General features: G+C 29.5%; 10 protein-coding genes, 2 tRNA genes and 1 rRNA gene. 2 read left to right on the forward strand and 11 right to left on the reverse strand.

All coding sequences use genetic code 11. The features are described 5' to 3' along the window. Window positions 1–171: 171 nt before the first annotated feature. The 5 genes from CCANL266_RS08715 to CCANL266_RS08735 form a co-directional block, all read right to left on the reverse strand. On the reverse strand, window positions 172–1,230 hold the full coding sequence (locus CCANL266_RS08715) for a PrpF domain-containing protein (RefSeq protein ID WP_172234079.1): 1,059 nt from the start codon (window positions 1,228–1,230) through the stop codon (window positions 172–174). Then, entirely contained in the window at window positions 1,212–2,651 is a 1,440-nt protein-coding gene (locus tag CCANL266_RS08720; protein ID WP_172234081.1) for a DASS family sodium-coupled anion symporter, read from the reverse strand. Before CCANL266_RS08720 ends, CCANL266_RS08715 begins: the two co-directional genes overlap by 19 nt. A gap of 2 nt (window positions 2,652–2,653) precedes the next feature. Next, window positions 2,654–3,508 (reverse strand): isocitrate lyase/PEP mutase family protein, encoded by an 855-nt coding sequence (locus CCANL266_RS08725; protein ID WP_172234083.1) that lies wholly within the window; start codon window positions 3,506–3,508, stop codon window positions 2,654–2,656. Window positions 3,509–3,701: 193 nt separating this feature from the next. Continuing rightward, a tRNA-Ala gene (locus tag CCANL266_RS08730) sits at window positions 3,702–3,777 on the reverse strand. 93 nt (window positions 3,778–3,870) lie between these two features. Further along, window positions 3,871–5,379: ribosomal RNA gene (locus CCANL266_RS08735) — 16S ribosomal RNA — on the reverse strand. A 1,262-nt stretch (window positions 5,380–6,641) separates the two neighbouring features. Here CCANL266_RS08735 and CCANL266_RS08740 point away from each other — a divergent pair. Continuing rightward, window positions 6,642–6,872, forward strand: coding sequence for a hypothetical protein (locus CCANL266_RS08740; RefSeq protein WP_172234085.1), 231 nt, complete (start codon window positions 6,642–6,644; stop codon window positions 6,870–6,872). 971 nt (window positions 6,873–7,843) lie between these two features. After that, window positions 7,844–8,647, forward strand: a complete 804-nt coding sequence (locus tag CCANL266_RS08745; protein ID WP_172234087.1) for a hypothetical protein — start codon at window positions 7,844–7,846, stop codon at window positions 8,645–8,647. A gap of 589 nt (window positions 8,648–9,236) precedes the next feature. Here the strand turns inward: CCANL266_RS08745 and CCANL266_RS08755 are convergent. The 6 genes from CCANL266_RS08755 to CCANL266_RS08780 form a co-directional block, all read right to left on the reverse strand. Beyond that, window positions 9,237–9,377 carry a hypothetical protein gene (locus tag CCANL266_RS08755; RefSeq protein WP_172234089.1) on the reverse strand — a complete coding sequence of 47 codons (141 nt, stop codon included), beginning with the start codon at window positions 9,375–9,377 and terminating at the stop codon, window positions 9,237–9,239. A 231-nt stretch (window positions 9,378–9,608) separates the two neighbouring features. Further along, a tRNA-Arg gene (locus CCANL266_RS08760) sits at window positions 9,609–9,684 on the reverse strand. A 17-nt stretch (window positions 9,685–9,701) separates the two neighbouring features. Further along, window positions 9,702–10,985 (reverse strand): MFS transporter, encoded by a 1,284-nt coding sequence (locus tag CCANL266_RS08765; RefSeq protein ID WP_172234091.1) that lies wholly within the window; start codon window positions 10,983–10,985, stop codon window positions 9,702–9,704. Continuing rightward, the gene (locus CCANL266_RS08770) at window positions 10,969–12,057 is read right to left on the reverse strand and encodes a diguanylate cyclase domain-containing protein (protein ID WP_172234093.1); all 1,089 of its coding nucleotides are present in this window, start codon (window positions 12,055–12,057) and stop codon (window positions 10,969–10,971) included. Before CCANL266_RS08770 ends, CCANL266_RS08765 begins: the two co-directional genes overlap by 17 nt. Further along, the gene (locus CCANL266_RS08775; protein WP_172234095.1) at window positions 12,054–13,241 is read right to left on the reverse strand and encodes a hypothetical protein; all 1,188 of its coding nucleotides are present in this window, start codon (window positions 13,239–13,241) and stop codon (window positions 12,054–12,056) included. The genes CCANL266_RS08770 and CCANL266_RS08775 overlap by 4 nt, the downstream gene beginning before the upstream one ends. Next, window positions 13,241–13,468: a hypothetical protein gene (locus CCANL266_RS08780; protein ID WP_172234097.1), complete on the reverse strand. Its 228-nt coding sequence runs from the start codon at window positions 13,466–13,468 to the stop codon at window positions 13,241–13,243. The genes CCANL266_RS08775 and CCANL266_RS08780 overlap by 1 nt, the downstream gene beginning before the upstream one ends. Between the last annotated feature and the right edge of the window lie 35 nt (window positions 13,469–13,503).

Here is a 13,503-nt window from a genome sequence, read left to right on the forward strand (position 1 = left end):
AAGCTTCTTTATAGCTTATAATGAAGCTTTTAGCTTACACCATAGCTAATACTAAAATAACTGCTATAAAATAGAATTAACTTAAAAGTAAAACTAAATACAATAAACAATATAATTAACAATAAGAAATACTTTATATTTTCTTTACTTTAATTATAATTTTATTTAAAGCTAAATTCTAGCAATTCCACGCATTATCATTCTAGCACTTCTATTAATTCCTACAGATACAACAACGCCATTTTGTACTTTAACTTTTACTTCTACAATGCCTTTTAAATGCTTAATTTTTACTATGTTTTCACCATTTTTTATTTTAAAAGCGCTAATTTTTTGTGCTAAAGAATTAGGCAAAGCTATAGCAGCAGCAATAGCAAAGAATGCACTTGCAGGGCAGCTTTTATGAATATTATAAGCACTTAAAACTCTTACTTCAATATCTGCTTCATCACTATTTAAAAGCGCTAAAACTCTTGGAATTACAGGACTTGGAGCTAATTTTGCAAGTTTAGTAGAATTTTCTTTTACTTCTACTAAGCGAGAAAAAATATCTGCACAATTTAGCCTTTCATAATTATAATTTGCATGAATTTCTAACTCTTTTGCATCTACAAGAGTAAAAATATTTATACAATCTATTACTTCAACATAAGTATTTTTACCATCTACTATTATTTTACCACTTGTTAAAAGACTTGGATGAATGTCTTTTATATCTATACTAATTTTACTTGAATGCGATTTTACACCTGCGATTTCATACTCGCCAATAGGATTAAAATTACCAAATTTATCACTTTTTAGCGTAATTTGTATAATTTTATTAATATTTTTTGATTTTAAGTAAAGCAAAATTGTTGAATTTGGCTCTTTTGCTTTCATATCAAGCACAAAGGCAGCTACAGCAGCAACAATATTTCCACAAGTACCATCATTGCTACACGTTGGCGAACAAGCGCCAATTTGATAAAATTCCCAACTAGCATCTACACTCTTATCATCAAAATCAATTAGACAAACTTTATTGGTACTTGAAATTCCTCCGCCAAGTCCATCAATAGAATTAGCATTTTCATTATCAATTAAACGCTTTAACACAGTTTCAAGGCTAATATTTAGCCTTTTTGCTGCATTTTCTACTTGCTTACGAAGACACATAAGCCCTCTACTAGTACCACCTCTATAAACACTAACTTCTAGCTCATTGGCTTTTAAAATACTATTTTCCACCAAACACCACCCACAAATAAAATAATTACAAAACTAATAAGTGCAACCATTGTGCCTGTTAGCCACCATTCTTTTACATTATTGTATCCTGCACCAAATATAATCGGGGCTGCTGGACCACCGTAGTGAGTGATAGCTCCACCAAAGCTATTTGTTGCTGCTAACACAAAGCAAAGCGTAAGCACATCTGCTCCAGCAGCCTTAGCAAGTAACAAAAATACTGGAAAAATCGTTACTGCATAAACAGTTGCAGATGCAAATAAATAACGAATAAAAATACTGATTAATCCTATAATTACGACTGCTAAAAATGCGTGATCTTTAAAAGTAAGTGTGCCTTCAAGTAAAGCACCAAGCCAAGTAAAAAAATTATGCTCTTTTAATAAAGTAGAAAGACTCATAATCCCACCAAACCAAAAAAGAGTGCTAATAGCTTCTTTACTACTTGCTATATCTTCCCATTTAATTACACCAGTTAGCACTGATGCACACATTGCTGCAAGAGCAACTGCGGTTGCATTAATAGAAATTTTAAAACCCATTGCATTTAAAATACTTGGTAAACTCCAGCCAAGAAGAGCTGCAATAAAAATCACAATTAGCATAATTTCACGATTAGTAATTTTTCCAAGTTTTGCAAGACCTTGGCTAGCAATTGCTTTATTATCAATCTTTTTTACATCTGGACGAATAAAAATATATGTAATAATTGGTACAAAAAGTAAACAAATAATTCCTGGAACTACAAGCGCAAGAGCCCACATTCCCCAATCAAGCCCTAAATTAAAATGTGTATTTATCGCACTAATTACCAAAAAATTACTAGCTTGTGCTGTAGCAAAAATAAAACTAGTTACCTTAGTACTCATATAAGTATTACAAGCTAAATATGCACCAGCACGGTTTGCTTCGCCACTTTTATTTGGATTTAAATTATTTGCAATTGAGTTTATAATTGGAAAAACTATTCCACCAGCTCGTGCTGTATTGCTAGGAGTTGCGGGTGAGATAATTAAATCCAAAAAGCTAGTTACATAGCCAAGGCGAAGAGTGGATTTGCCTAGTGCATTGATTAATAAATAAGCAATCCTTGCTCCTAAGCCTGTTTTTGTAAAGGCAATTGAAAGTGCAAAGGCGCTTATTATAATCCAAGTTGTAGGACTTGCATAGCCACTTAATGCTGATTGAGTTGCTTTTTTTGCACCACCTAATTCAGCTCCTAAAAAAAGTGCAACGCCAGTAACTGCAGTTGCTAACACAATAGCATTTGGTACTGGTTTAAACACTAGTCCTAAAATCGCTGCTATATAAATAGCAAAAAGCACCCATGCTGCATAACTTAAACCCTTTGGAACTGGTAAAATAAAGGCAAAAATAAAGGGAATTAAAAGTAAAATTATTGTAATTATTATCTTTTTCATTTTTATGCCTTATAGCGATTTTGCATTTTTATATATTGGCTAAGCTTAGTAATTTCACCTCGCTCTTTCATAGATATCATAAGATGTTCTGCATCTTTTGTACTACCTGTTTGTTTTATATGATTTAATAGATTTTTTACGCCAAAAATAGCTGCTTTTAAGGTTGCATTTGCGTATAAAACGATGTTGTAGCCCATTTTTTCAAGTTCATCGTTTGATATAATCGGACTCTTACCTCCTTCAACCATATTTGCTACGGTGTAGCAATCTAACATTTTTGGGATTTGTATCATTTGCTCTATACTTGTAGGTGCTTCTACAAATAAAATATCAGCACCTGCTTCTTTATATAAATTTGCTCGTTCTATCGCACTTTCAAAGCCTTCAATTGCAATTGCATCTGTTCTTGCAATTAGCAAAGTATTGCCAATGATTGCATCTTTTGCAGCTTTAATTTTTCCACACATTTCATCACTTGTTATAATTTTTTTACCATCAAAATGCCCACAACGTTTTGGTAAAACCTGATCTTCAAGTTGAATAGCTGCTGTGTTAATTTTACTAAATTCTTTTGCTGTACGATAGACATTTAACGCATTTCCATAACCATTATCAATATCAGCAATTACACTAATTTCTACTGCGTCAATAATTCTTTTTGTGTTTTCTAGCATTTCACTCATGCTAACAAGTCCAATATCTGGATAGTTAAAATTCATATTTGCCATTCCAGCACCTGTTGCATACACTGTTTTAAAACCTGCTAATTCAATAAGATGAGCAATAAGCGCATTTGTTGCACCTACTGCGGTAATTAAGCCGCCATTTTTAAGATTAGAAATCAATAAATTTTGCATGAAAACTCCTTAATGTTAAATTATCATGCAATGATACCCCCCCCCTTAAAAATAACTTAAAGATATTTATTGTGAATTTAAAAAAATAAGATCAACAAAGCAATAAGTTCAAATGAAAGCCTATAATCAAGAATATAAAATAAAAGTATTGAAAGTAAATAAAAATAAATAAATAAAAATGGTGGAGAATAAATGGTGGAGAATAGCGGGATCGAACCGCTGACCTCCTGCGTGCAAGGCAGGCGCTCTCCCAGCTGAGCTAATTCCCCTTAAAACAACATCAACATTTCAACCTTTGATATCCAAACAAGGACAAGAGATAAATGAATACTCTTTTGTGAGAAAGAGTATTTGTACTCTAGAAAGGAGGTGATCCAACCGCAGGTTCTCCTACGGTTACCTTGTTACGACTTCACCCCAGTCGCTGATTTTGCTGTGGACAGTAACTATTTTAGTATTCTGGCTTAAAGCACAATCAACTCCCATGGTGTGACGGGCGGTGAGTACAAGACCCGGGAACGTATTCACCGTAACATAGCTGATTTACGATTACTAGCGATTCCGGCTTCATGCTCTCGAGTTGCAGAGAACAATCCGAACTAGGACATATTTTATAGATTTGCTCCATCTCGCGATATTGCGTCTCATTGTATATGCCATTGTAGCACGTGTGTAGCCCTAGGCATAAGGGCCATGATGACTTGACGTCGTCCACACCTTCCTCCTCCTTGCGAAGGCAGTCTATTTAGAGTGCTCAGCCAAACTGTTAGCAACTAAATACGTGGGTTGCGCTCGTTGCGGGACTTAACCCAACATCTCACGACACGAGCTGACGACAGCCGTGCAGCACCTGTCTTATGGTTCTAGCAAGCTAGCACCCTCTTATCTCTAAAAGGTTCCATAGATATCAAGCCTAGGTAAGGTTCTTCGCGTAGAATCGAATTAAACCACATGCTCCACCGCTTGTGCGGGTCCCCGTCTATTCCTTTGAGTTTTAATCTTGCGACCGTACTCCCCAGGCGGTATGCTTAATGCGTTAGCTGCATTACTGAAATGACTAGCATTCCAACAACTAGCATACATCGTTTAGGGCGTGGACTACCAGGGTATCTAATCCTGTTTGCTCCCCACGCTTTCGCGCCTTAGCGTCAGTTAAGTTCTAGCAGATCGCTTTCGCAATTGGCATTCTTAGTAATATCTACGGATTTTACCCCTACACTACTAATTCCATCTGCCTCTCCCTTACTCTAGACTATCAGTTTCTTAAGCAGTTTAATGGTTAAGCCATTAGATTTCACAAAAGACTTGATAATCCGCCTACGCGCCCTTTACGCCCAGTGATTCCGAGTAACGCTTGCACCCTCCGTATTACCGCGGCTGCTGGCACGGAGTTAGCCGGTGCTTATTCTTACAATACAGTCAGTATTCTTCTTGTAAAAAAGGAGTTTACGCTCCGAAAAGTGTCATCCTCCACGCGGCGTTGCTGCTTCAGGCTTTCGCCCATTGAGCAATATTCCCCACTGCTGCCTCCCGTAGGAGTCTGGACCGTGTCTCAGTTCCAGTGTGTCTGATCATCCTCTAAGACCAGATATGCGTCATAGCCTTGGTAAGCCATTACCTTACCAACTAGCTGATACAATATAGCCCTATCCCTTACCGAAAAACTTTCCCACCTTAACTTATGTTAAAGCGGAGTATAGAGTATTAGCAGCCATTTCTAGCTGTTGTCCTCTTGTAAGGGGCAAGTTAGCTATACATTACTCACCCGTGCGCCACTAATCCGTCTAGCAAGCTAGACTTCATCGTTCGACTTGCATGTGTTAGGCACGCCGCCAGCGTTCACTCTGAGCCAGGATCAAACTCTCCATAATTTTATGAAGTGTTTAAAAGAAATGCTATTAAATAAATAATAGCTTTTGTAACTAGCTCTTGATCACTTGTTTAGATATCAAAGATTGACGTTGAAAAATGTTTTAACAAAAATAAATAAAAATAACGATATTTAATAACAATAATAAAAGTAATAAAGAAAATTAAAAACTTTTTATAAAGCTTTGTTTATGGCTTATATATTAAGTTAATTTGATTTATTCTTTCTATGGTTAAAAAACATAAAGATGAAATAATACATTGTTAAGCTTAAATAAAGCTTAACGATTAGGAATTTTAAAGTGATTGGTAGAAAATATTGAAGATAGTTCTAAAAACAATATTTAACTGCTTTTCAAATTTTAATTTATCTTGGCAAAATCACGATATTTAATGAGTTAAAAATTGCATTAATAGCTCATTATTTGCATTTTTCATATAGTGAAATTATGAATTTAAATATAAAAGATTATCTTGAGTTTTTAGAAATTAGCTTAAAAATTGCTAAGAATGTTTAATCTTAAAAAAACAATAAATAAAGGTTGTAATGTAAAGTATTAAAGAAAAAAGCACAAAAAATAAAGCGATATTAAAAAAACTTGCTAAATAATCATCACTTAAAAAAGAAAGCAAGGAAGCGACAAAAACACCGAGTGTTAAAAAGGCTTTAAAAACAATTTTAAAGTTTTTTAAAAAGAATATTTTAGCGTTTAAATCATCTATTTTTTTCATGAAATAGATTTTACAATAAAAAGGAAAAATATGCAAGATTTAGGATTTAGCTTTGGCATTTAAAGGTTTTAAAGAATTTACTAAAAATACGGATGCTTTGAAAAAATTGTAAGAATATGAGTATGGTTGCAGATGTTAATAAGACTACAAGAATTGCCAATGAGTTATTAATAAGCTATATCAAAATTACAAACAATGCATTCTAGTTGATTTTATAACAATTTTAAACGATTTAGAGCCTAATATTGTGTTTGATAATGAAATATAAGATGAAGTACTCTTAAATCCAATAAAAAAGAATATTTATACGCAAAGAATGTTTTTCAATAGCACACGAGATAAGATACTAGCTTTTGCACTCTAAAGATAAAATAAGGTATAAAAAAGATATATAAGAATTAAAAAGCTTTTACAGCAGAATTATTATTAGCTTTTGATAAAGTAGTAAAACATACTCATAGTGGCTTTGAAATTGCATCTTTTACTAGCATTTCAAATATTTATTATAATTTTGTAGCTAATAGGCTTATGTATGGAAAATAATCCAAATAATTTTTTAAACACTCAAGCTATTATAAATAATACTGCTAGTGAATATTTAAATAATTCTACATTACTAAAAACCAATAAAATTGATTGGAAAAACACTGCAGCAAAACAGTGTATGCATTTTTACCAAAAGTATTCCAAGTTACTTATCAATAGCAATTTTTGTAATTTTACGCTATTGCAAGAAAGAAATGACATTGTTTTAGTTTTATGATAGATTAGTATTAATACTTGGCTATGTTTTTTCTCAAACTAACAACTTAAGATAATGTTTGTTAAAATTAAAATACTTACCATTTTTGCTTAATATGTTTTTTACATTTTGTTTATTATTACATAAGTAACTAAAAATATTGAAATAAAAATTGCTATCATTTGCATATCGCTAATAACAATATATTTAGGTATTAATGAAAATATCACACCTAACAATAAAAAGTTAGGAAAATTAGTTTCAGAATCTAAATTCTGCTGTTTTCTTTTTCTAATTTTAGTGTAAATACCTCATCAGCTAACTAAATTAATTTATCTCTATCAACCATATAACGAAGCCTTATATTTATACTATTTAAAAATACACTTTTGCAGCTCTTGTGCTTTTTTGTCCTATTTTTGTTACGATAATATGAATTAGCTTTGCCAATACTTGTATGAAATCTATTTGTATTAATCAACTTTTTACTCATTACAAACGAGCATTTAAAAACCAAAACTTCATTATTCCAATTTTTATCATTTTTTTACATTAGTCTATATTTATTATTTTAGCACAAACATTCATCCTTTACCTTTTCTACTTTTATAAATCAATATGCAAGTAACAATAAAAATCATAACTAAATCTAAGACTATTTTTATTCCTTGCTAGGTAAAACTATAAAAGAACTTGGTGTCTCTAAAGTATTTACCTTTTTTTGCTAGAAGTACCTTTAAAGCCATCCTAAGAGTTTTGCTATCCAGTAAATGAGTTGTAAAACCAAAACTAAAATCTGCAGAACTTTAGTCATTTTTACTCCTTTCTATTTAATTTTTAAGAGTTAATTATTTTATAATTTTTATAATCTAATTATACATTTTTTTATAATAAATATTAAGTCTAAATATGTTTTTTATAATTATTTTTTATTAAAAATAAAATTTTTATGTATTTTTTGCTACAATAACTAAAACTAATAAGGGTATTAAATGGATATAAAAACATTTGAAAAAAAATTAAACGAATTAAATCTTACAAAAAAAGAATTTGCAAATATGGTCGGAGCTGTTTATAATGGTGTTGTTAATTGGAATACAAAGGGTGAAACGCCTAAATGGGTAGATAGCTGGCTTGAAAATTATGAACAACAAAAAAGTTTTAATAATCTTGTAAATGAAGTAGAAAAATACACAGTTAAAGAAATAAAAATGAACGATATAAAAGAACTTTTAAAACAAAAATACTTAATGTTAAATTTAAGAAAAACTCAAGATTGTTTAAAGCTAAACTATCAATATCATCAAGTAAAAATTAATATTTATTTTGATTATTATGAAAATACTTTCAATTTATTTCTTATATTAAGTTATGAAAAATCTTATTATTTTACACCGATTAATATTGATAATCTAATAGTAAAAAACCCTTATTTAAATGATGTTCCAAAAGAGATATTAGGACAAATATTAGATAATGGCAGTCTAAAAGATTTTTATGATAATATGAGAGAACATATGATACACGATGATGTTCAAAAAAGTGATTATGAAGATTATGAATTTAGAAATGGTTTAAAATCTAATAAAAATGAAGATAAAAATCCATTTTTATCTCATTTAAGAAAAACACCCATGTCAGAAAACCATTTAAATTTCTTAAACACTCAATTTAATATTTCAAAATATATTTTACAAAAAATAAAAGCAAAAGGATATACTATAGTAACTACTGCAAATTTTTCAGAAAGAAAATCTCTCACTTTGATTTTAAATAATTGTGATATAAAGCTTTAGTTTTGCTAGTTTTTATAAAAAAAGATTGAGAGTTTCGTTTACTGCCATCATTAAAGGCTATACTCAACCTTTCTTTGCTTATCTTTCAAATTTTACACTTAGTTATTATTTTTTAGCAACCTTTAGCTTGTTTGTTACACTTTCTGAATTAAAAAACTTACTTTTAGTGCAAATCTTATTACCTTCTCCCCAATAGACCTTTTAGCGTGTTTTGTGTTTGTTAGTTCTAAACTTTTACAAACATCATTAAAGCAAAATAATGGCTCATTAAATTCATCTTTTGCAGCTCTAATTAAACTGATTGTTTAAAACTTCTAAAAATTCTACCATCTTTAACTCCTTTTGATATAATATGAGTTAGCATAATGTTAAGCTGTGTGTGGGGCAGAGCGCCCCCTTATCGCTTTGCTACGAGTTTGCCTTAAACCATAGTAAAATGATTTGCGAGATTACATAAATCAAGGTTGAGAGTTTGATTAAAAAATCTAGCTTTTTCATTATGCTTTCTTCTTTTACTTATTAAAATATACTTTTAATTAAAAATAGCAAATAAGCTATAAAATTAAAAAATTCCATAGCTAAGCTGCTTTTAATAAAAAGAAGTTAAAACTTTAATAATATTAAGTTTGTTATTTAATTTAATAAGCATTGCATGAAAGCCGTGTGGGATAAATTTATATTTATTTATTCCTTCACATCTTAAAATCATTCTTAAAGTATTTTCACTCATAAAAAGTTATATTTAACATTTAGGAAAAATACATTTTACTGTAAAATAATGCTCTTTAAGATATTTTAAAATAGTGATTGCTTGGGTATTTAAAGGTAAATAAAAAGTTTTTCATTTTCATATCTTCGCTGCTTATTAATAATTAATTTTATATCATTATTTGTCATTTTAAGTCCCTATTTTTTATCTACAAACAAGCCTAATTTTGATAAAAAAAGGGAAAAATATAATTGGTGCGCTAGGTAGGAGTTGAACCCACAACACACAGATCCGAAGTCTGTTGCTCTATCCATTGAGCTACTAACGCATAAAAAAGATGTAATATTACATCTTTTTAGCAACTAAGCAAGCACAAATATATGCGATAATAGAAATTATAAATAAATAAATTCCACCACTAATTTGCAATAAAATACTATTAGTTTTACTAGCCATAATGTGCATTTGTGCTAATAATACAGGAATGTACGCACCTGCGATAGCATAAGCTAAATTGTATGAAAAACTAATTCCACTAAATCTAACCTGTACTGGAAAGCACTCCGTCATTATTAAAGGAGTGAAATTCATAATTCCTGCAAAATAACAAGCTATAAGATAAGTAAGTGTGTATAAAATTAAATTTTTATGCGAGTATAATTCATAAAAACAAAGTAAAGAAAAAACACCCCAAAAAATAGCAAAAACCTTGCAAACTCTAGAAATACCAAAATGATCAGACAATGCCCCTGTGCTAATGCAGCCAATCATCATAAATAATATTCCGCCCATTTGCAAACAAGTATTTATAATAGGTTCAATTTGCAAAACAGATTTTGCAAAATTTGGAACGATTAAAACCAAAACAACAACACAAGCTGTTAATACCCAAGTAATTAGCATAGAAATAAAAATACCCTTTTTATGCTCACTAAAAACCTTTTTTATAGGTAATTCTTCTAGCAAATCGCTTTCTTTCATCTTTTTAAAAATTGGGGTTTCGCTTAAAAATCTTCTTAAATAAACTGAAATTATCCCGAAAATACCGCCTAAAGCAAAAGGAATTCTCCACGCCCATTCTTTAAGCTCTGCTTCGTTAAAAATAAGCTGCATAATGATTGAAACAATAGCTCCAAGTAAAATTCCACCAACCACACTAGAAGTAAGCAAGCCAATATAAGCTCCCTTAGAATGTTCAGGACTATGCTCTCTTACAAAAACCCAAGCACCTGGTAACTCCCCGCCAATTGCAATACCTTGGCAAAGACGAACTAAAACTAAAAAAATAGGTGCAAAATAGCCAACCTGTGCAAAAGTAGGTGCTAAAGCAAGTGCAAATGTAGGGATTACCATCAAAACAATGCTTAGCATAAACATATTTTTTCTACCAAATTTATCTCCAAAATGAGCCATAATTACTCCGCCAAAAGGACGAGCAACATAAGCTGCTGCAAAGGCACCATAAGTATTTATAAGCTGCCATTCTTGCGATAACTCTTTTGGAAAAAAATGTGTCATAAAATAACTTTGAAAAAACACAAATATAATAAAATCATAAAATTCTAAAGTTCCACCTAAAGAACTTAAACCAAGAGTTTTTATCTCTTGCCTACTAAAACCTTGCTGCATAACTCTCCTTGTATATTTTTTTTCTTTGTTCTGTTAAATCTTTATAAGCTTCATTTATAATATTTGTAATTGAATGTTTAAGGCTATAAGGCTTTGATACACCAACCGCTAAACGCAATTTAATACCATTTATAAAATAATGTCTATAAACTTCTTTTTTAATTTCGTTGATTATATTTTGTGCCATATCTTCATCTTCATCACTGATAAATAATAAAAACTCATCTCCACTCCAACGAGATAACAAATATTCATAATTTATACAATTTTGCTTAATAATGTGTGAAAAATCTATTAATATTGCATTTCCGTATTCGTTACCGTATTCTTCGTTTATATTTTGAAGATTTGTAATTTCAAAAATAGCTATTATCACACTTGAATCGTTTTCATCACTGGCATATTCAAATTTAATATTTACTATATCTAAAAATGAGTATTTGCTTAAAGTATTTGTTAAAGTATCATTGCTTACTAAACGCTCTAAATATAGTTTTCTATTTTCATCATTTAAATACTTAATAACCTTATCAAGCTGTATGCAAAATTGAAGAATAAAAATACCAATAATTGCAAAAATACCATTAACAATATAAATATTAAACTGCCCAAGTTGTCCGTAAAAATGCTCTGTAAAAAAATATAAACAAAAATAAATAGATAAATGCACTAAAGGAAAAAAGAATATAATCTTACTAAACTGTCTAGCATTTAAATAATAAAACGGCATTAAGGCTAAAATATAAAAATCAAAACCCCAGCCCCAACCTAAATTGCTTACTATAATTACATTTATTAGCAAAGTCTCAAGCTGAAAAACATACCAAAATCTATATCTTGCCCTTACTAAAGAAGCGTTATCTTCTACTATTATATTTTCTTTCTTTGCTTTTTTTAGATTTTTATTTTTTATAACAATTAAGGCTATCATACTAAGTAAATAACAAGCACCTGAAATAGTGCAAGTAAGTGCTGCACTATCGTTATTATAATTATAAAGCATAGCAGCACAAGTAAATCTAGCAACCGCTATCCAAGCTAATAAAAATAATGTTCTTAAAATTGATTTCATCTATCTTCCGTATCACAAAAAATTAAATATTCATAACCTAACACATCATTATCGTATTTTAAATGCACTACTTCATTTATTTTATCAAGCAAATTTCTTGGCTTATCTTGTAGATTAATTAAAGGATAATGTTTTGCTGCAACTCTTAAAAAGATATTGCTTCTATTTTTTTGATTTTGCTTTATTTGTGTATTAAAATACTTAATTATGTTTTCTAGCAAAAGATGGGCTAATTTATTATTTTGCTCAAATACTGCAATAAAATTGCATTTTTCCCATCTTGAAATATATTCATAATCTTTTATGTATAATTTTAATAAAAATACAAATTCTTTAAAAATTTTATCTTGAATGTGTGAATCAAATTTATAAACAAAATTATTAATTTCATCTTTAAAAACTATCTCAAAAAAACATACATTTAAGTGTTTATATTCTTGATTTTTATTGTTTAAAATATTGCTTATAAGTGCCTTTTTTTCATAAATATCAAAAAAACTTTTTTCATTTTGAATATCTTCTTGACTTGAGCTTTCAAGAGTGATTTTTTCAATAATATCAATAGATTTAATACCAATTATGTAATTTGCTAAAATACAAATACTAGCATAAATTAAAACAGAAAAAACATAAAGCAAATCAGTCTGCAAACTTTGCACTTGATGTTTATGCAAGTGATATAAATCATAATAATTTACACAGTAAAAAATAGCAACATTAAAAATTAAGGTTATAAAAGAAGCTAAATATCTTTTTTTAATATTATCAATATAAATAATAAATGATAAAGATACAAGCATTAAAATATATACATTAAACCCACTTGCAATACCGTGAATAATTACATTAGAAATAGCAATACTTAATACTATAAAATAACTACTAATTAAGCATATCCAATCATAATATTTTGATAATAATCTTTTTTTTCTATAAACTAATAAAACATAGCAAATTACAATATCAATAAAATACACAAAGGCAATTTTATATTCTCTTGCAAATAGCATTAATATGCTTAAAGTACAAACGCTAATACCAAGCATAATTATAAATACAACATAAAGCCTAGTTAGCGTTAAATTGTGTTGTTTTAAATCAATAATAGTATCGTATAGCTCTTGAATTAGCTCAACTTTACTTTTACTTAATTCTATTGCTTCGTAATTTTGTCTTCTTTGCATTAGTCTTCACTAAATTCATAATCATCATCATCGTAAGAATTTGTATCGTAAAAATCAAATTCCTCACCTTCAAGCTCTTCTAAACTTTCTAAATCTTCTTCATTTAATTCATCATCAAAATCTTCAAATTCATCTAAAAAGTCGTCTTCTAAATCATCTAAATAATCATCATCTTCTAATAAATCATCTTCTAAAATTTCTTCTAATTCTTCATCATTGTAAGCCATTTTTAACCCTTAATTAAAATCAAAAACTCATAATA

It is taken from the genome of Campylobacter canadensis (assembly GCF_013177655.1).
GTDB lineage: Bacteria > Campylobacterota > Campylobacteria > Campylobacterales > Campylobacteraceae > Campylobacter_E > Campylobacter_E canadensis.